Raw genomic sequence first — 19619 nt, 5'->3', positions numbered from 1 at the left:
TCCCGTCTACGGGGTGTCAATGCGCCTGTTACTCGCTCCGCTCACCCTCCGGGCCGTCCTGCGGACGTTCTGAACGTTGCTCAGTGAGCCGATGGTCAACGCCGCATGGGCGAGCGCAGGACTTTTCAGACAGTGCCTAGCCTCGACCGCCAAGGACACCATGCCCACCGCCGACACTCCCGCCTCATCCTCAGCCGACCCGTCACGCATCGATCGCCCCACTGCCGATGATGACCACCCGGAGACGGACGCCGCGGTCTACCGTCAGCCCGGGTTCGCCGCCTTTCTGGTCTCGCGCCTGGCGGCGGTGTTCGCGATGCAGATCCAGGCCATCGTGGTGGCGTGGCAGGTCTACGACATCACCCGCGACCCGCTGACACTGGGCTATGTCGGCCTGGCCCAGTTCCTGCCCATGGTGGTCCTGCTGCTGCCGGCGGGCGATGTGGTCGACCGCTTCGACCGCAAGCGCATCCTGCAGCTCAGCTGGCTGGCCCAGGGGGTGTGCAGCGCCTGTCTGATCGCGCTCTCGCTGCAGCGCCCGGAGAGCGCGCTGCCCTTCTACGCGGTGCTGGTGCTGTTCGGCGCAGCGCGGGCCTTCACCGGCCCCACCCTGCAGAGCCTGCTGCCGCAGATCGTGCCCCGGGCGCAACTGGGCAAGGCGATCGCACTCAACTCCTCGATCATGAAGATCGGGGTGATCGGCGGCCCGCTGCTCGGCGGGCTGCTCTATACCTTCGGCGCGGCGCTCACCTACAGCGTGGTGCTGGCGTGTTTCGTGATCGCCCAGCTCGGCCTGTTCGGGGTGCCGGTGCGCTATGCCACCGAACGCCAGCCGCGGGATGACACCGCCTGGCAGCGCTTTACCGCCGGCATCCGCTATATCCGCAGCAAGCCGGTGATCCTCGGGGTGATCTCGCTGGATCTGTTCGCGGTGCTGTTCGGCGGCATCGTGGCACTGCTGCCGGTCTACGCCCACGAGATCCTGCACGTCGGCCCCGAGGGGCTGGGCGCCCTGCGCAGTGCCATCGCCATCGGCGCCCTGCTGATGGGACTCTATCTGGGGGTGCGCGCCATCAACCGCCATGCGGGGCTGACGATGTTCGCGGCGGTGGCGGTGTTCGGCCTGGCCAACCTGGTGTTCGCACTGTCGCACTGGTTCTGGCTCTCGTTCGGCGCCCTGCTGATCGCCGGCGCCGCCGACATGATCAGCGTCTACGTACGCCTGACGCTGCTGCAGCTGGCCACCCCGGACGAGATGCGCGGCCGGGTCAATGCGGTCAACATGCTGTTCATCGGCGCCTCCAACGAGCTGGGAGAGTTCGAATCCGGGGTCACCGCGGCCTGGTTCGGCACCGTGCCGGCGGCGGTGATCGGCGCTGTCGGTACCCTGGGGATCGTCGGGCTGTGGATGTGGGCCTTCCCGGTGCTGCGTCGCGCCGACCGGCTCGATGATGTCGAGGAGTCCAAGGTCGAGCCCTCGCCCACCGCACCGGCCAAGCGCGGCTGACTCGGCGGGCGCTCGCTGGCGCCCTCTCATGCCGTGGCACCATGCGCGGCTCATCCTGCGTAGCAGAAGAACCATTCTTGTCCCGCCTCGGGTCGAGCACGGAAGCTAGGCGCGAACCCGGCGAGGCCGCCCTTGAGGACTAGACGGCCCGCCGATGTCGTGTCGACCCTCTACGCAGGCACCGCCCCATGAACCGCCCCGCAGTCTCCCTCTCTCCCGGTGGCGGCAGCGCCATCGATGCCTCGTCGCTGCCGCCGAGCGACGCTTCACGCTTCACCGATCGCGGCGTCGAGGCCAGTGTGATCCACTGGCAGCACTTCCAGGTCACCTACGACTACCCGGTGGCCTTCACCCGCGAACTGCTCTCCCCCGACAATCCGCTCCTGGCGGAGGTGGTTGCACGCCGGGAGCCGGAACAGCGCCACCGCTGCCTGGTCTATGTGGATGCCGGCGTGGCCGCCGCCTGGCCGGATCTGGCCAGGCGTCTGGCGCGCTACTTCGAGGCCCACGCCGCACGCATGACGCTGATCGCCCCACCGATCACGGTGGCCGCGGGGGAAGCGATCAAGGCGAGTCTGGCGACGGTGGAGAGCCGGCTGGACGAGCTGCGCCAGCACGCTGTCGATCGCCACGCCTATGTCATCGCCATCGGCGGCGGTGCCGTACTCGACGCGGTGGGCCTGGCCGCCGCCGTGGCCCATCGCGGCGTGCGCCTGATTCGTCTGCCGACCACGGTGCTGGCGCAGAACGACAGCGGCGTCGGGGTGAAGAATGCGGTCAACTTCCGCGGCACCAAGAACTTCACCGGCACCTTTGCCCCGCCCTGGGCGGTACTCAACGATCTCGACTTCCTGGCCACGCTGCCGCGCCGCCAGCGCCTGGCCGGGATCGCCGAAGCGATCAAGGTGGCCCTGATCCGTGACGCCGCCTTCTTCGACTGGCTCGAGGCCAATGCCGAGGCGCTGGCGACCTTCGATCCCCGCGCCGAGGCCTACATGATCCAGCGCAGCGCCGAGCTGCACCTGCACCAGATCGGCCATGCTGGCGACCCTTTCGAACAGGGCTCGTCACGCCCGCTGGATTTCGGCCATTGGTCGGCCCACAAACTGGAAGCGCTGACCCATCACGGCGTCAGCCACGGCGAGGCGGTGGCGATCGGCATCGCCCTCGACACCCGCTACTCCGTGCTCGCCGGACATCTCCCGGCGAGCGGCGAACGACGGGTGATGCAGCTGCTCGAGCGCCTCGGTCTGCCGCGCTATCACCCGCAACTGCTGGAGCTCGACGCCCTCGGCCAGCCGGCCCTGCTCGCCGGTCTGCGCGAGTTCCAGGAGCACCTGGGAGGTGAGTTGACCGTCACCCTGCTGGCCGCGGTCGGACGCGCTGTCGACGTCCATTCGATGGATCACGCCCTGGTCGTCTCAGCGATCGAGTGGCTACACACGGAGGCCGCCCACCATGCAGCTGCCTGACGACCTGGGTCAGTTGACCTACTGCCTCAACGTGCATCCGACCCAGACCTGGGATGAGGTGCGCCGCGCACTCGAGGGGCCGGTGGCCTATGTGCGCCGCACGCTGGCGCCGGATGTCTCCTTCGGGCTCGGTCTGCGCCTCTCCGCCCAGGCGCTGGAGGAGCTGCGCGCACCGGACGCCCGCGCCGAGCTCAAGGCGATCCTGGCGCGCCATGACTACCGTCTGGTCACCATGAACGGCTTCCCCTTCGGCCCCTTCCACGGGGTGCCGGTGAAGGCCGCGGTCTACCAGCCGGACTGGAAACAGCGGGCGCGGCTCGACTACACCTGCTGGCTCGCCGACCTGATGACGGAGCTGGCCCAGCCCGGCGATAGCCTCAGCCTGAGCACCGTTCCCGGCACCTATGGGCCGCTGGCAGCAGGCGCCGAGGCGGCCATGGCCGACAACCTGCTCAAGTGCGTGGCGCACTGCGTGGGGTTGCTCAAGCGTACCGGCGTCAGCGTGGCCATCGCCCTGGAGCCGGAGCCCTGCTGCTTCCTCGAGACCATCGAGGGGACACTGGCGTTCTTCCGTGACTATCTGTTCTGCGACAGCGCCGCCGCCCGCCTGGCCGAGTTGAGCGGGCTCTCCCTGGCCCAGGCCCGGGCGGCGCTGCCGCGCCACCTTGGAGTGTGCTACGACGTCTGCCATGCGGCGGTCGAGTTCGAGGATCCCACGGCCAGCGTCGCGGCCCTGCGCGACGCGGGTATCCCCATCCACAAGCTGCAGTTGAGTGCCGCACTGCGCGTGCGGGCGCTCGACTCGGCCACCCGCGAGGGGCTGACGACCTTCTGCGAACCGACCTATCTGCACCAGGTGGTGGCGCGCAGCGCGACGGGGCTGTCTCGCTACAGCGATCTCCCCGAGGCGCTCGCGGATCCTCAGCGGGCCGATGGCGAGGAGTGGCGCGTGCACTTTCACGTGCCGATCTTCGTCGCCGACATTCCCCCCTTCTCGACCACCCGTGACTTTCTCGCCGAGATCCTGGCCCTGCATCGCCGTCAGCCGATCTCGGCGCACCTGGAAGTGGAGACCTACACGTGGCAGGTACTACCCGAAGCAGTGCGCCGCCAGCGGCTGGAAGTGGCGGTGGTGAAGGAGCTCGAGTGGGTTCGCCAGCAGCTGGGCGTCACCATCGACGCCGACGCGCTGACGTCTGGCTGAGGCTGGGCCGCGTCTCCAACCTGCCCACGGTATGGAGCAATGCCCTGGCCGGCGCGCTGCTGGCCGGGGCGAGCGGATCGTTCGAGGCCGGCCTGGTGGTGCTGACGGCGCTGACACTGTGCTATCTCGGTGGCATGTATCTCAACGACGCCTGCGACGCCCCCCTTGACGCCCGGGAGCGGAGCAGCCGCCCCATCCCCAGTGGCGAGGTCGGGCGCACCCCGGTCGCGCTGATTGGCCTGGCGCTGCTGGCCACGGCCGTGCTGCTGCTGTTCACCACCGGCGCCGCGGCCGGCAAGGCGGGCCTGGCGCTGGCCGCGGCGGTGCTGCTCTACGACCTGCGGCACAAGGGCGTGGGCTGGAGCCCGCTGGTCATGGGTAGCTGTCGCCTGCTCTGCTACCTGGTCGCGGCGCTCGCGCTGGGGGGCCAGCTCGGCGCACTGGTATGGCTGGGGGCGCTGGGGCTGGCCTGCCATGTCGTCGGCCTGACCTATGCGGCACGGCAGGAGGCTTACGATCGTCTGGGCGCGCTATGGCCCCTGGGGGTGCTGGCGGTACCGCTGCTGCTCACGCTGGCGGCAGTGCTGCTGCTGCCGGGCCCCACGCTGCTGGCCGGTTTGCTCTGGCTCGGCTATCTCGCCTGGGGGGTGCGTTGCCTCGCCTGGCTGCGCCGGCGCTCACCCGGCGACGTACCGCGAGCAGTGGTCGGCCTGATTGCCGCGATCTCACTGTTCGATGCGGTGCTGATCGCCGCCCTGGGTCATCCGCTGCTGGCCCTGCTCGCGGCGAGCGCCTGGGCCGCCACACTGCAGTTGCAGCGACTCTCCGCCGGCACTTGAGCCGGGCGCGGTGGCTCACCGCGCCCGGCCCGAGCCGCCCCTGGCCGAAGCGCTGACCATCTCCTCTACCGGCGCACGGCGCCGGGCTCAGGTCGTGGTCGCCGCCGACTCGCGCTCATCCGCAAGGCTGGCATCGGCGCCGAACACATGCGCCAGCATCAGCGCCTTGAACTCGCTCGCCTTGACCGCCCCCGCCGGCAGCAGCTCGGCCTCGGAGGAGATCACCAGCGGCCCCATCCCTGGGTCGTCGGTCACCCGGCCGTGGGAGCCCTTGACCAGCGTCGTCTGCGTCGACGAGATCACGTCCAGTAGCTGACGCATGCCCAGCTTGCGTTTGAACACCCGCCAGCCCGCCGCCAGCTTGGGCGCGCGCAGCGCCGGATCGAAGAACAGCTCTACCGGGTCATAGCCCGGCTTGCGGTGAATATCGACGGTGCGTGCATAGTCCGGCGCCCGCGCCTCGTCGAGCCAGAAGTAGTAGCTGAACCAGCGGTCGGGCTGGCTGATCACCACCAGCTCGCCCGCATTAGGGTGATCGAGCCCCTCCCGACGCTTCTCGCTGTCGCCCCACACCGCGTCGACACCCTCCAGCCCTTCGAGCAGCGCCCTGACCTGGGGCAGATCCTGCGGGTCGCGCACATAGACGTGAGCCACCTGATGATCGGCGACCGCAAAAGCGCGCGAGGCGCCGGGGTCTAGCTGCTCCTGCTCGCCCTCGCGCCTCACCGCGAGGTAGCCGGCCTGGCGCAGGGCCCGATTGATGTGGACGGCTTCCTTCACCGGGGTAATACCGTACTCGGAGACCACGATCACGCGGCGTCCATCGCGCTCGGCCTCTGCGATCAGCTCGCCGCACAGGGCATCGACCTGGCGCAGGTCGCGCTGCAGATCGGGGTGATCGAGATCCGGCCCGAGGCGCTGCAGGTTGTAGTCGAGATGCGGCAGATAGGTCAGCGTCAGCGTGGGGTTGCGCGTTGCCATCACATGACGGGTCGCATCGCTGATCCAGCGGCTGGAGTCGATGTTGGCCAGCGGCCCCCAGAAGGAGAACAGCGGAAAGGTGCCCAACCTGGCGTCGAGCTCATCGTGCAGTTCGGGGGGATAGGTGTAGTGATCCGGCAGCTTGCGCCCGTCGGCGGGATAGCGCGGCCGCGGAGTCGCGCTCCAGTCCACCGAAGCGTACATGTTGTACCACCAGAACAGCTTGGCGCAGGTGAAGTCGGCATGGCGCCGCCGCCCCGCCTCCCACACCTTCTCCCCCGCCACCAGACGGTTGGATTGCCGCCACAGCCAGACCTCGGCGAGATCGCGAAAATACCAGCCGTTGGCGACCGCGCCATGCGCTGCCGGCGCCAGCCCCGTGAGCAGTGTGGCCTGCACGCTGCAAGTGACCGCCGGGGTGACCGTCTCCAGCGGGCGCAGGCCGCCCCGTCGCGCCAGGCGCTGCAGATGGGGCGTGTGTTCGCCTACCAGATGGGGGCTAAGACCGACGACCAATATGACCAGTGTCTTGTGCATCTTCACTCTCTCTCGAGGGCATCCCCACCGCTGCCATGGTCCGATATTCGTGCCTGTCGATGGCGGCAACACCCGATATGCCGATACTGCCTGCGAGCGCTCACTCACCTGTCAGTGCGCTCGGCAAGGCCGCGATCGAGACTGCATATCAGCCCATCGACCCGGGCTCAATCGACAACCGCCTAGGCGAGCGAAATTGGGTCTTCGGGATGAAGAAAGGCATGCCAAGACGACCCCCTCGGTTCACATCATTAGGCAAAAAACATGGTCAGCGGCTGCCTCCTTTCGGCACCAATTCGCCAGATAATTGAGGTAGGGGCTCGCCGCGACAATCGATAAAGTGATTGTCGACATCGACGTGAAACGATGTACGACTGCCCGCCTTCACCTACGCCATAGTCACAAACCAGAGTCAACAGGATGCCCATGACCGAGACCCTCCCCGGCCGAGCGACGGCAGCGTCATCGCTTTCGGCCACTGCCCTGCTGTGCCGCTGGGTCGTGCGCCAGGCTGCGGCGCAGGAGACCTGGTTTATCACCGCGCTCGACCACCTGCAGACGAGCGCCGACGAGCGCACGCTGCACCTTTTCCTGGGACAGGTGCCACGGCGCCTGGGCAAGGCGGATCTCGAGTTGACCCCCCAGGACCTGACGGCGGCGCACGCCCTGCTGCCGGGCTGGTCGCCGCTCGACTGGAGCCTGGATGGCGCGGCGCGGATCGCCGGGCTGCTGACATTTCACGGTCCGCGCCCGTTCGCGGCGCTGTTCGAAGATCTCGTGCGCACCGCCGACGCCCGCGAGCTGATCACCCTCTATCGTGGCCTCTCGTTCTACCCCGAGCCGGCCGCCTTGAGCGCTCAGGTCGGGGCCGGGCTGCGCTCCAACATGCGCGCCGTCTTCGAAGCGATCGTCCACGGCAACCCCTATCCCCGCGACCATTTCGACCTTCACCGCTGGAACCACATGGTGCTCAAGGCACTGTTCATCGGTAGCCGGCTGGCACCGATCGTCGGCATCGACCAACGCAACAACCCGGAGCTGGCGCGCATTCTGCTCGACTACGCCGACGAGCGCTGGGCCGCCGGTCGCGCGGTCACCCCCGAGCTGTGGCGCTGTGTCGGCCCCTGTGTCGATGCACTCGGCGCCTACGCCGCGCTGCAGCGCGCCATGGCAGGATCACCGGCCGAGCGGCTGGCCGCGGGGCTGGCGCTCTCCCAGACCGATACGCCATCGGCCCGTCATCTGCTGGCCTCCGCCCCCGAGACCGCCGCCCTCATCGATACCGGCCGGGTCGGCTGGGGCAACTTCCACCACTACGAGGCAATCTGAACGATGTATATCGACCCGCATGCGCACATGATCTCGCGCACCACCGACGATTACGAAGCGATGGCCGCCGCCGGCGTGGTCGCCCTGATCGAACCGGCATTCTGGGTCGGCCAGCCGCGCACCTTCGTCGGTACCTATGTCGACTACCTGTCGTCACTGGTGGGCTGGGAGCGCTTCCGCGCCGGACAGTTCGGCATCCGCCACTACTGCACCATCGGATTGAACTCGAAGGAGGCCAACAACGAAGCGCTGGCGGAGGGCGTGATGGAGTGGCTGCCGCGCTTTGCCATGAAGGAGGGCGTGGTGGCGATCGGCGAGATCGGTTACGACGAGCAGACGCCACTGGAAGAGAAGTATTTCCGCGCCCAGCTCGCCCTGGCCAAGGAACTAGCACTGCCGGTGATGGTGCATACGCCGCATCGTGACAAGAAGCGCGGTACCTCGCGCTCCATGGATGTGTGCGAGGAGATGGGCCTGGACCCCAGTTGGGTGGTGATCGACCACAACAACGAAGAGACCGTACGCGAGACGCTGGACCGAGGCTACTGGGCCGGCTTCTCGATCTATCCCTCGACCAAGATGGGCAATGCGCGCATGGTCGAACTGCTGCGCCACTACGGCGGCGATCGGATCATCGTCGACAGCGCCTGCGACTGGGGGATCTCCGACTGTCTCGGGGTCGCCAAGACCGCTCGCCTGGCGCTCGCCAGCGGTATCGACGAGCAGGTGGTGCGCCAGGTCACCTATGCCAACGCCCTGTGCGTCTACGGCAAGAGCGGGCAGATGCACGAGTCCGACTGGCTCGATCCCCCCGGAATCGACCAGCGCACGCTCTACGAAGGCAACTCGATCCTGCGTGGCGGCCGCGAGCCGCGTATCGAACACCCCGACCGACATGCCGCAGACGACCTGCTGATCGACTGACAGCACGACCGTCGCGCCCCTCGGCCCGCCAGCGCATCCCCGCGCTGGCGGAATCCGGCCGCCTGGAAAACCGCGTCAGGCCGACCGCCCCCGACCCCGCCCCTGCTTTCCCCAAGCCCTTCATCACCCCAGCACGGCGGCTATCACGGTCACGCGACGATGACGCCGCGCTTGGCCATTGCTCGCGTGTCACGCGTATCGACTGATCAGCTGCCGCCTCATCCGCTCAGCTCGCCGCTCTAGTCCGGGACATGGCTTGGGGCGTGGCTTGGACATGGCGGAACCCCCTCCTACCCCGCCCCAGCGAGTCACGCTGGCGCGCCAGCTTGATACGCATTGAAACAGTTAGGCGCTTAATTTGTACTGGTAACAAAATGCTAACGGAGGGAAACCTCAAATTTCGACCAAGGTCGACCCTGTGCGGTTGCCTTAATTTACTTCAGGAAAATCTCAAGCGACTGTATCTCAAGGATAAAAAGTTTACTTAGACCGAAAAGTACTAGAAAAATACTAATCGGCAGAACTTTATATTCCTGAAAGCCGGTGCAACAATTCGAAACACAAAAAGTCAGCCTCGCACAATAACCAGAATATTTACCGTCTAGGCGACGTACGCCAGGGGAATATCATGTCAAACCCAGAAGCCTCGATGCTGATCGTGACCAGCGAGACGGCGCAATCGACCCTGCTCGCGATGAGTCTCTCGTCCCATACCGGAATGAGCTATCGACTGGCGGGCCCGCAGGAGCCGCACAAGGTCTCTGGCGCCAGCTTCGACATCGTCCTGATCGATCTGAGCCAGGTCGATCCGATCCTGTTCCAGAAGTGGGAAGAGAGCCTGGCCGACCAGGGTGACGGCGAGGTGCAGATCTGCGCCTTCAACGCCAAGAACGACACCCATGCGCTGGACGCCGTCTCGCTGTCACATATCCGTGGCGTGTTCTTCCAGCAGGATACGCCGGAGCTGATGGCCAAGGGCCTGAAGCAGATTCTACAGGGGCAGATCTGGCTCTCGCGCAACCTGATGAGCCTGCTGATCGACAAGCTGCGCCGCCAAAGCGTGGATGCCTACCGCATGGAGGGGTATCTGACCCACCGCGAGCGCCAGGTGGTGGGGCTGGTCGGACTGGGTGCCACCAACGCGCAGATCGCCGAGAAGCTGTTTCTGAGCGAGCACACGGTCAAGACGCACATCTACAACATCTTCAAGAAGATCGGCGCACAGAACCGGGTCCAGGTGGTGTGCTGGGCGCGCGATCATCTGGGCGCGCTGCCCAACCTGTCACGCCCGCGAACCAAGCATTGAGCCGGCGCCATGAACGCCTATCGTCACGCTCCCGGAGCTCGTCTCCTGGGCCTGCTGGTGCTGCTCGCGCTGAGTACTGATGGTCTGGCCCAGGATGGGGTCGAACCGGGCGCCGCCAAGGCTCCCGATACCCCCACCGTCAACATCGATGAGAAGAACCCGCAACGTGCGCTCGACAAGCAGTTCAACCTGCAGCGCCCGGAGCTCTCCGGCATCATCATCGATCGCACCCTGACCATGGCGGGTCGCACCTTCTACCGCAGCTTTTCCCAGGCGGCCATGCGCGACCCGATCGTCGCCAGCGCCGAACTCACCGTCACCGAGCGCCCGGACCCGCGCTGGGGCAGCCAGCTCTGGATATCCGAGCGTAATCAGACCTATTTCAGCACCCAGCTTTCGCCACGGATCAGCGAAGCGGATCGCTACGCCGACGACGCGGTGCGTGTCGTCCAGGAGGCGATACTGCGCCGTCGCATCGCGCAATCGCTCCAACCCAGCCTCGACCTCTCAGATGAGGAGTTGTGACATGCGCAACCTCGTTCCGCTCTCTCTCGCCCTGGCGCTGGGCGCACTCTCGGTCACCTCGACGAGCAGTGCCGGCGAGCTGATCTATCGCCCGATCAACCCGTCATTCGGCGGCGACCCGTTCAACGGCAGCTATCTGCTCGGCAAGGCTCAGGCCCAGGATACCCACAAGGACCCCAGCCTCGACGACTTCGGGAGCCTGTCGCCCACCGACCGTCTGGTGCAGAGCCTGCAGAGCCGGCTGATCTCGCAGCTGCTCTCGGATGTGAGCTCGGGTGACGTCAGCACCGGCTCCTATGACAGCAACGATTTCGGGGTCGTGGTCAGCGACGAAGGTGGGCAACTGGTGATCACGGTCACCGACAAGGCCACCGGGGACATTACCAATATCAACGTGGGCGGGCTGTCGGCTGGCGGATTCTGAGCCATCGCGACACGACGCAGGGGAACCACAACATGTACAAGCTCATCGCTGCGGTGGCGACTGCCGCCATGCTCTCCGGCTGCGCCGGTATGGTCGCCAATGTCGACGGTCTCGAGGGCAAACCGCCCACACTGACGCCCCGCGGGGCCACCTGGCAGGATCTCAAGGCGCTACCCCGCCCCTCCGGCAAGATTCTCGCCGCGGTCTACGATTTTCGCGATCAGACCGGGCAGTACCGGCCAGCCCCCGCCAGCACCTTCTCTACCGCCGTCACCCAGGGCGCCGCCGCGATGCTGACCGGTGCGCTGGCCGATTCGGGCTGGTTCACGCCGCTGGAGCGGGTCGGCCTGCAGAACCTGCTGACCGAGCGGCGCATCATCCGCGCCGAGCAGGAGCGCTTCAACCAACCGGACAACCTGCCCTCGCTACGCTCCGCCTCGGTGCTGCTGGAGGGCGGAATCATCGCCTACGAATCCAACGTGCGTACCGGCGGGCTGGGCGCCGAGTACTTCGGCATCGGCGCTTCGGGGCAGTATCAGGTCGATCAGGTGACGATCAATCTGCGCGCGGTGGAGATCTCCAGCGGTGAGGTGCTGGCCAATGTCACCACCACCAAGACCATCTACTCCAAGGAGATCCGCGCCGGCGTCTTTCGCTTCATCGATTTCCGCCGTCTGCTCGAGGCGGAGGCCGGATTGACCACCAACGAACCGGTGCAGATGGCGGTGATGTCGGCGATCGAGTCCGCGGTCATCCATCTGATTGCCGAAGGCGTGCAAGACCGGCTCTGGAATCTCGCCGACGGCGTACCAATGGAGAAGACCGTACTCGCCGACTACCTGAACGAGAGCGTGCCTATGATGTAAATCAGGACAGGCATCTGCTGCGACTCATCACCAAGCGTCAGCAACAGGGCTAACCAAGAAAATCGACACCTATAATGCATCATGAAAGTCCTCAACCTCCCTTCTGCTATCTGTTTTTTATGACACAGTATTGACAGCCGCCACCTGGCGGCTTTTTTATTATCATTAACCATAAATTACCCCCAACCACCGCCATCGTTGGCATCAGGATTATCATACCGCTGAATCCCTCCGCATCCCGATGTATCGCTTGCCGACTTGCAGCAATATTACCCCTACAGGTTCACGCCAATTCGTACGGGAAAGCAAGTCGACCGAGGGTGTCACCATGCGTTCTCCAGCCTCTATCATTCGCCCCCTTCTCAGCGCTTCTTCCTTGCTGATACTGACCGCAGCACCGGCGATCTCGCTGGCATCCGAGGCGAGTGAAGTCGACGGCGATTCGTCCCGCGATCGTTACGAGAAACATATTCTCTTCCAGCAAGAATCGCGTAACGACGCCAGTGCTTCGATCGGTACCAATCGTGCCTCGGTGGTGCAATTCGGCAGCGACAATCGCGCCCGCATCGTGCAGCAGAATGCCCGTCGAGAAGCGGCCAATATGGCCAGCATCCGCCAGTCCGGCTACGCCAACGATGCGCTCATCGACCAGCGCGGCGGCTTCAACGACGGCGCCATCGATCAGACCGGGCACTCGCTCGATGCCAAGCTGCTGCAGCGGGGCAGCGGCTACGACGCCAAGATCACTCAGCGCGGCGCCAACGGCGCCGTGAATATTCAACAGTCGGGAACAGGCCACCGAGCCATCACCGTCGACCAGATGTCCCGGTCGGGTAGCGGCGCAACGGCCACCATAGTGACCTACTGATGGCTGCCTCGGCAGTCGTACAGGGGAACGCAAGGCAGTACTCAGAGAACCAGGGGAAAATCATGAAAATTAAAATGTCGGTACTCGCAGCTTCCATCGCCATGGCCATGAGCGCAGCCGTGATGGCAGACGCAACGCAGCAGAGCCCGGGCGGCAACACCAACCCGTCCAGCACCTTCCAGTCCTCGCGTGACGCAATCGACGCCATGGCCGGCTTCAACGGCAATGCCAGCAACGCCGCCGAGTCGTTCATCGACCAGACCGGCGACAGCAACAACGCCAACGTCGTGCAGAGCGGTAACCAGTGGTCGCGCGTCACCCAGCAGGACGATGGCAACCTGGCCCGCGTGCGTCAGCAGAGCGGCACCGATAACGAATCGGTCATCAGCCAGCAGGACGACGGCAACCTGGCCAAGGTCAGCCAGGCTGGCTATCGCAATGACTCGATCGTCAGCCAGGAAGGTCACTGGGGGCACGCCTACAACGGCGCTCACGTGATGCAGAACGGTGATCTCAACGACAGCTACATCCTTCAGGAAGGCTGGGCGAACCGGGCAAACGTGAACCAGCAGGGCGACCAGCTGGATAGCGATATCCTGCAGGATGGCGGCTTCAACCAGGCAGTCGTGTCGCAGTCCGGTTACGGCCACGACTCCTACGTCAGCCAGGATGGCTTCTCCAACCGCGTCAACCACACCCAGTCCGGCGGCTGGCAGAACTTTGCCCAGACCATGCAGAACGGTGTCGGCAACGTGGCCAACGTCACCCAGTACTGAGCCCGGCTCACACAGCCCGCCCAGACCACCCAGCCGGCAGCCGCCGGCTGGGTTTTTTGCGTTGCGGCTCGCGTGGGTATTCTCGCCAGGCCCTAGAACCCAGGCGATGCCACAGGCAAAATGCACGGCGACACTCGCCGAGAAGATCGACTGCTATCCGGATGAAGAGATCGTTCAAGGCCACGGCCATTCATGGGCTCTGGCGTCTGCTGTCGGGCTGGCGCCTGGCCACGCTGTGGCGCCTGGCGGGCATCGCCAGCCGGGTGCTTTACGCCGTTTCGCGGCGCGAGCGCCACGTCTCGCGGCGCAACCTGGAGGTCGCCTTCCCCGACGCGACCCAGGCCGATCGCCGCCAGCGCGTACGGCAGAGCCTGCACCACTCGGCGGCCACCATGCTCGAACTCGGCTTTGCCTGGATCGGCGCGCCACGCCGCGTCGATGAGGCGATCATCGAGGTACACGGGCGCGAACTGCTCGATGACGCGCGGGCGGAGAACCGCGGCGTGATCGTGCTGGCGCCCCACTTCGGTAACTGGGAGGTGCTCAACTTCTGGCTCTCCAGCCACTTCCCGTTCACCGCCATGTACGAACCGCCCAAGATCGCCGATCTCGACCCGGTGATTCGTCACGGCCGCGAGCGTATGGGTGCCGAGCTGGTACCCACCAACCCGCGCGGCGTGGCTGCCCTGCTCAAGGCGCTGAAACGCGCTGAAGCGATCGGCATTCTGCCGGACCAGGAGCCGAACTGGGGCAGCGGCGTCTTCGCCGACTTCTTCGGCCGCCAGGCCTACACCGCGACCCTGCTGCCCAAGCTGGTGGCCCGCACCCAGGCGCGGGTGGTCACCGGGGTGGCGCGGCGGCTGCCGGGAGGGCGAGGGTTCGCGATCCATTTTCTGGCCGCCGACGAGCGCGTCTACGCCAGCGACGAGACGATCTCGGCGACCGGCGTCAACGCCTGCGTCGAGGCCGCCATCGGCCTCGACCCGGTGCAGTATCAGTGGGAATACAAGCGCTGGAAGAAGACCCCCGAGGAGGAGCAGAACGTGCCCGGCTACCGCCGCTTTCGGCTCTATCGCAAGCACTGAAGCGCCAGCACTGACGCGCCGTTCCTGGCCTGGGCTCCGCCGGGGGCATGGGCGAGCCCCGCGCTTTTCAGCCAGTACCTAGCGCGCGTCGAGATTACTGCGGCGCGCTGCGGTCTCGGCCAGCGCCGCCCAGTCCTTGTCGGCGTCACCATGGGCCATGGCATCGAGCAGGCTGTCACGCAGCACGCCGGCGAACGGTAATGGCACCTGGCGCTCCTGCGACGCCGCCAGCGCCAGACTCACATCCTTGAAGCCCCACGCCATCTTCATGCCCGCGGGGGTGTAGCGCGCCTCGCGAATCATCTTGCTGTAGCCCTGATAGGCCGGCGCGGCGAACAGCGTGCTGGTGACGATCTCCAGAAAGGTATCGGCATCGATACCGTAGGCACGCGTCAGCGCCGAGGCCTCGCCCATCGACTCGATCGCCGTGGCCAGCATGAAGTTGGCCGCGATCTTGACCACGCAGGCGCGCTCTGGCGCATCGCCCACCGGCCACAGCCGCTGCCCCAGTGCCTCCAGTACCGGCGTCACCCGCTCCTGCACCGCCGGTGCGCCGGACACGATGATGTTGAGCTTGCCCGCGGCGGCCACATCCGGACGCCCCAGCACCGGTGCCGAGACATAGTGGGAGCCGAGACCGTCGTGCAGCGCCCCCAGTGCCCGTGCCAGGCCCGGAGAGACCGTGGCCATGTTGATGTGCACGCTGTCCTTGGGCAGCGCCTCGAGCGCCTTGGATGCCACCAGCACCTCGTGCACGCTGTGATCGTCGGGCAGCATGCTGATCAGCACGTCGCACTTGGCGGCCAGCGCCCGAGCCGACTTGGCCGCCGTGGCCCCCTCTGCCACCAGCGTCTCCGCCGGCGCGGGAGAGCGATTCCACACCGTCACCGTGTGGCCGGCCTTGAGCAGTTGCGCTGCCATCCCCTGGCCCATGGCCCCTAGACCCACAAAACCCACTTTCATTGCTGTCTCCTGAAACGGATTGAAGCGCGATAGACGCTTGAATCTGGCGTACGACCGAAACCCGGCACTCGACCGCAACCTGACGCAGGATCGGCAAGCGATGCCGACCCTCGGTCTTACCCTTCTTCGAGCCTAGACAGCCCGCGGGTCGCCCGCCATGCCAATCACGCCAGCCCGCCGAAGCGCCCGGCCTGGTAGTCATCGATGGCCGCCACGATCTCCTCCCGGGTGTTCATCACGAACGGGCCATGGGAGACGACGGGCTCATCGATCACCGCCGCATGGCCGAAAATCAGCCGCGACCCGGTGGTTGCCGTCAACTCGACGCGATCGCCCTGCGTCTCCAGCTCGATCAGGTGCTGCGCTTTGACGTCTTCGCCGCCGACGCTGGCTTCGCCGTCCACCAGATAGAGAAAGACCTGCCGCCCTGTCGGAACCGGCAACGTAGGGGAAGCGCCTGCCGTTAGCGTCAGCGTCGACATGAACACATCGGTCAGGCTCTCGACAGGCCCGCGTTGACCCTCGAACTCACCGGCTATCAGGTTGAGCTCCCCGCCACCGGCCAGGGCAATCGCCGGAATCGATGCTTGCTGCAGACCGATATAGCGCGGCTCGCTCATCTTCAGATGAGCCGGCAGGTTGATCCACAGCTGCAGAATCTCCAGCGGCCCACCGTCACGCAGGAACTCGGGAGGGGAGATCTCGGCATGGACGATGCCGCTGCCGGCGGTCATCCACTGCACGCCGCCGGCGTGGATCACGCTCTGATGATCGGCGCTGTCGGCGTGGGCCAGCGAGCCTTCGAGGATGAAGGTCACCGTCTCGAAGCCGCGATGCGGATGCGGGCCGAACGGCAGGCCCCGGTTGTTGGCCGGATAGACCTGCGGGCCGTGATGATTGAGAAACAGAAAGGGATCGAGCTGCGACAGGTGCGGCCCCGGCAGTGGGCGCCGAGTCGTCAGATCGCCGATATCGTCGCGGATGGCCGGGTGCTGGGCGATGACGCCGCGTGGTGTGGTGGTAGACATGAGAGGCTCCTGACTGATGTTAGAAGGGAGTCTAGGCCACACATGCCGCGAAAAAAGCGAATGATTTCAGCCCAATCATTGCATAGGGTCGTCGACAACCGCATGCGCGGCCTTCCCCAGCAGTGCCTCTTCGATCAGCGCCACCAGCGCGGACTGCTCCGGCGGCAGGCGCGACACCATCACCAGCTCCCGGTGAAAGCCCCGTTCGCCCAGCGGCAGCACGCGCACCGGCAGCGGCGACTGCAAACACCACATGCCGGTACGCGGAATCAGCGCCACGCCCAGGCCACAGGCCACCAGCCGCGCGATGGCGTCGATCTCGTCGAGCTCGAGACGGATCTCCGGGCGCAGCCCCTGACGCTCGAGAAAGCGCACTACCTGACGTCCGCCGAACGAGCCCCGGTCGTAGAGCACCAGAGGATGCCGCGTCAGCAGATCCTCCAGGGTCGTCTCCTGACTGGTCAGTGGGGCGATCAGCACAAAGGGCTCGCGGGCGATGAGGCAGGCGTGGAGGTCCCGCGGCAGGGCGAACGGCGGTTTGACGATCAGCGCCATGTCCAGATCGCCCTTGTCGACCTGATCGAGCAGCGCCAGCGACACCCCGGGCACCACCCGCGTCATCACCCCCGGGGCGCGTGCTGCCAGTGTCGCGAGAATCGCCGGCAGACGCCCACTCTGGACGCTAGCGATGGCGCCGAGATGCCAGTCGCCGCTCAACTCGTCGCCGCTGGAAGCGCGAATGCGCGCGGCCAACTCGAGCATGCTTTCGGCCTGTGGCAGCAGGCGCCGACCTGCTGCGTTGAGGCGCACAGCCCGCCCGGTACGTTCGAACAACGGCTCGCCGATGTCCGCCTCCAGGTTGCGGATCTGCGCGCTCACCGCGGACTGGGTCAGCCCCACCGCACCACCGGCGGCCGAAAAGGTGCCGTGGCGCACGACCGCCAGGAAGGTCTTGAGTTCGCGCAGCATGATGTCGCCATGAATCCAAAATTATCGATATCAGACTGCAATATTATCCGCTTTCCATCGATTTTTTTCGCCATCAAACTGTGGCGACACACAACACGAGGAGCGCACACCATGGCACTGTCCCCCTTCCACCTCGCCATTCCGGTTCACGACCTGCCCGCCGCGCGCAAGTTCTACGGCGAGACCTTCGGCCTGAGCGAAGGTCGTTCCAGCGAGCAGTGGGTGGATTTCGACTTCTACGGCCACCAGTTGGTGATCCACGAGCATCCGCAGACGCCTTCTCAGCAGGCGGCACACACCAACCCGGTCGACGGCCACGACGTACCGGTGCCGCACTTCGGCATCGTGCTGAGCTGGCCGGAGTGGGAAGCCCTGGCCGAGCGTCTGAAGGGCTTCGGTACCGAGTTCGTGATCGAGCCCTATGTGCGCTTCAAGGGGCAGGTCGGCGAACAGGCCACCATGTTCCTGCTCGACCCCTGCGGCAACGCGCTCGAGTTCAAGGCCTTCAAGGACATGAGCCAGCTGTTCGCCAAATGAACGTCGAAGAGTGAGTTTCGGCGCCTGAGCTTCACCGAGAGCGCTCCGCATCGGTGACCACCCAAGCCAGACAGCCAATCCAGGCATCTAATCCAGACAACCAACCCAGACAACCGAGCGCCGGTCATCGATCGGCGCTCGGCGTGGGTATCACCCGGTCGCGCTAGGCGCTTCCAGGTGACGTAGCGCGAACACCCCGACCATCAACGCCACGAGCAGCAGTCCCCCGATGAACAGCGCCACGCCGTGCCAGCCGCCCCAGTACCAGAAGGCGCCGCCCAGGGTGCCGGCGACGCTGGAACCCAGGTAGTAGCTGAAGAGATAGAGCGATGACGCCTGCCCCTTGGCCTGCCGGGCACGCTGCCCGACCCAGCCACTGGCCAGCGAATGGGCAGCGAAGAACCCGAAGGTAAAAATCAGGATGCCGACCAGAATCAGACTGATCGGCTCGAACAGGGTGATCGCCAGCCCCACCAGCATCATCACGATGAACAGCCAGAAGATCCGCTGACGCCCCAGGCGGTCGGCCAGCGAACCCGCCCAGGCCGAGCTGTAGGTACCCGAGAGATAGGCGATGGAGAGTAGCCCGACCAGCGCCTGGCTGACCTGATAGGGCTCCGCCAGCAGGCGGTAGGCGATGTAGTTGTAGAGGGTGACGAAGCCGCCCATGAGCAGAAAGGCCTCGAGGAACAGCAACGGCAGCCCGCGGTCCTTGAAGTGCACCGTAAAGCCGGAGAGCACGCTGCGGGCGTTGAACGGCCGTGGCGTGAAGTGCCGCGACGGCGGTAACCAACGCATGAACAAAAGCGCGGCGAGCAGTGCGACCAGGCCGATGATCGCCAGCGTCCAGCGCCACGGCACCCAGTCCACCATCACGCCGCTGATCAGGCGTCCGCTCATCCCGCCGATGCTGTTGCCGCTGATGTAGAGTCCCATCGACAGCCCCACATAGCGTGGATGGATCTCCTCGTTGAGATAGGTCATCGCCACCGCGCAGAGCCCCGACAGCGACAGCCCCGCCAGCGCCCGCATCACCAGCACCCCGGACCAGCTCGGCATCACCGCCGCCAGCAGCGTGAAGGTCGAGGCCGCCAGCAGCGCCACCGACATGATCGACTTGCGCCCCACCGCATCCGAGATCGGCCCGGTGATCAGCAGGCCGATCGCCAGCATGCCGGTGGCCACCGAGAGCGACAGACTGCTGGTGGCAGCGTCGATACCGAAGGCCTCGGAGAGAATGGGCATGATCGGCTGCACACAGTAGAGCAGCACGAAGGTCGAGAAGGCGCCCAGGAACAGCGCCAGCATGGTGGGTCGATAGCCGCGCCGGCCGCGCTCGATGAAGGCCTGCTCGGCCGGCGCCGCTTCAAGGTGCTCGGCGCCGTCGTTCAGTGTCCGGTTGGCATCGCTAGTGAGATCGGTAGTGGCATCGCGCAGCGGCGCGGTGGTGCGGTGGCGGGGCAAGTCAAGACTCCTGGT

General features: G+C 66.0%; 19 protein-coding genes. 14 read left to right on the top strand and 5 right to left on the bottom strand.

What is annotated here, in order from left to right; genetic code table 11:
* The first annotated feature begins 160 nt into the window (after positions 1-160).
* The 4 genes from DOM67_RS17130 (at position 161) to DOM67_RS17115 (ending at position 5022) form a co-directional block, all read left to right on the top strand.
* The gene (locus DOM67_RS17130; RefSeq protein WP_110678162.1) at positions 161-1507 is read left to right on the top strand and encodes an MFS transporter; all 1347 of its coding nucleotides are present in this window, start codon (positions 161-163) and stop codon (positions 1505-1507) included.
* A gap of 188 nt (positions 1508-1695) precedes the next feature.
* On the top strand, positions 1696-2979 hold the full coding sequence (locus DOM67_RS17125; RefSeq protein ID WP_110678160.1) for a 3-dehydroquinate synthase: 1284 nt from the start codon (positions 1696-1698) through the stop codon (positions 2977-2979).
* A complete protein-coding gene (eboE, locus tag DOM67_RS17120) occupies positions 2966-4183 on the top strand; it encodes a metabolite traffic protein EboE (RefSeq protein WP_110678158.1) in 1218 nt (405 codons plus the stop codon). The genes DOM67_RS17125 and eboE overlap by 14 nt, the downstream gene beginning before the upstream one ends.
* Positions 4126-5022 (top strand): UbiA family prenyltransferase, encoded by an 897-nt coding sequence (locus DOM67_RS17115; RefSeq protein WP_198651851.1) that lies wholly within the window; start codon positions 4126-4128, stop codon positions 5020-5022. The genes eboE and DOM67_RS17115 overlap by 58 nt, the downstream gene beginning before the upstream one ends.
* Before the next feature lie 87 nt (positions 5023-5109).
* Here the strand turns inward: DOM67_RS17115 and DOM67_RS17110 are convergent, their stop codons facing one another.
* Positions 5110-6540, bottom strand: coding sequence for a nucleotide pyrophosphatase/phosphodiesterase family protein (locus DOM67_RS17110; RefSeq protein ID WP_110678156.1), 1431 nt, complete (start codon positions 6538-6540; stop codon positions 5110-5112).
* 426 nt (positions 6541-6966) lie between these two features.
* Here DOM67_RS17110 and DOM67_RS17105 point away from each other — a divergent pair, with 426 nt between their 5' ends.
* The 9 genes from DOM67_RS17105 (at position 6967) to DOM67_RS17065 (ending at position 14643) form a co-directional block, all read left to right on the top strand.
* Positions 6967-7869 carry an EboA domain-containing protein gene (locus DOM67_RS17105; RefSeq protein WP_110678154.1) on the top strand — a complete coding sequence of 301 codons (903 nt, stop codon included), beginning with the start codon at positions 6967-6969 and terminating at the stop codon, positions 7867-7869.
* A gap of 3 nt (positions 7870-7872) precedes the next feature.
* Positions 7873-8793, top strand: a complete 921-nt coding sequence (locus DOM67_RS17100) for a TatD family hydrolase (RefSeq protein WP_110678152.1) — start codon at positions 7873-7875, stop codon at positions 8791-8793.
* Positions 8794-9421: 628 nt separating this feature from the next.
* Positions 9422-10099, top strand: a complete 678-nt coding sequence (locus tag DOM67_RS17095; protein WP_110678150.1) for a LuxR C-terminal-related transcriptional regulator — start codon at positions 9422-9424, stop codon at positions 10097-10099.
* A gap of 9 nt (positions 10100-10108) precedes the next feature.
* On the top strand, positions 10109-10624 hold the full coding sequence (locus DOM67_RS17090) for a CsgE family curli-type amyloid fiber assembly protein (RefSeq protein ID WP_110678148.1): 516 nt from the start codon (positions 10109-10111) through the stop codon (positions 10622-10624).
* A 1-nt stretch (position 10625) separates the two neighbouring features.
* Positions 10626-11048: a curli assembly protein CsgF gene (locus tag DOM67_RS17085; protein WP_110678146.1), complete on the top strand. Its 423-nt coding sequence runs from the start codon at positions 10626-10628 to the stop codon at positions 11046-11048.
* 32 nt (positions 11049-11080) lie between these two features.
* On the top strand, positions 11081-11914 hold the full coding sequence (locus tag DOM67_RS17080) for a CsgG/HfaB family protein (RefSeq protein WP_110678144.1): 834 nt from the start codon (positions 11081-11083) through the stop codon (positions 11912-11914).
* A 328-nt stretch (positions 11915-12242) separates the two neighbouring features.
* Entirely contained in the window at positions 12243-12782 is a 540-nt protein-coding gene (locus DOM67_RS17075; RefSeq protein ID WP_157958894.1) for a hypothetical protein, read from the top strand.
* 62 nt (positions 12783-12844) lie between these two features.
* Complete coding sequence (locus tag DOM67_RS17070) at positions 12845-13558, top strand: hypothetical protein (protein ID WP_188115166.1); 714 nt, start codon at positions 12845-12847, stop codon at positions 13556-13558.
* Positions 13559-13713: 155 nt separating this feature from the next.
* Positions 13714-14643 carry a lysophospholipid acyltransferase family protein gene (locus DOM67_RS17065; protein WP_342588198.1) on the top strand — a complete coding sequence of 310 codons (930 nt, stop codon included), beginning with the start codon at positions 13714-13716 and terminating at the stop codon, positions 14641-14643.
* Between the two features lie 78 nt (positions 14644-14721).
* Here the strand turns inward: DOM67_RS17065 and DOM67_RS17060 are convergent, their stop codons facing one another.
* From DOM67_RS17060 to DOM67_RS17050, 3 genes are all read right to left on the bottom strand, one after another.
* Positions 14722-15684: an NAD(P)-dependent oxidoreductase gene (locus DOM67_RS17060; protein WP_280951077.1), complete on the bottom strand. Its 963-nt coding sequence runs from the start codon at positions 15682-15684 to the stop codon at positions 14722-14724.
* Between the two features lie 86 nt (positions 15685-15770).
* Positions 15771-16634 carry a pirin family protein gene (locus tag DOM67_RS17055; protein WP_110678134.1) on the bottom strand — a complete coding sequence of 288 codons (864 nt, stop codon included), beginning with the start codon at positions 16632-16634 and terminating at the stop codon, positions 15771-15773.
* A 75-nt stretch (positions 16635-16709) separates the two neighbouring features.
* Entirely contained in the window at positions 16710-17603 is an 894-nt protein-coding gene (locus tag DOM67_RS17050; RefSeq protein WP_110678132.1) for a LysR family transcriptional regulator, read from the bottom strand.
* Between the two features lie 111 nt (positions 17604-17714).
* Between DOM67_RS17050 and DOM67_RS17045 the strand changes: the two genes are divergently transcribed.
* A complete protein-coding gene (locus DOM67_RS17045) occupies positions 17715-18140 on the top strand; it encodes a VOC family protein (protein ID WP_110678130.1) in 426 nt (141 codons plus the stop codon).
* A gap of 150 nt (positions 18141-18290) precedes the next feature.
* Here the strand turns inward: DOM67_RS17045 and DOM67_RS17040 are convergent, their stop codons facing one another.
* Positions 18291-19604: an MFS transporter gene (locus DOM67_RS17040; protein ID WP_232825299.1), complete on the bottom strand. Its 1314-nt coding sequence runs from the start codon at positions 19602-19604 to the stop codon at positions 18291-18293.
* Positions 19605-19619 lie beyond the last annotated feature (15 nt).

Source organism: Salinicola sp. RZ23, from assembly GCF_003206675.1.
GTDB classification, from domain to species: domain Bacteria; phylum Pseudomonadota; class Gammaproteobacteria; order Pseudomonadales; family Halomonadaceae; genus Salinicola; species Salinicola endophyticus.
This window is presented reverse-complemented; position numbering and strand designations above follow the sequence as displayed.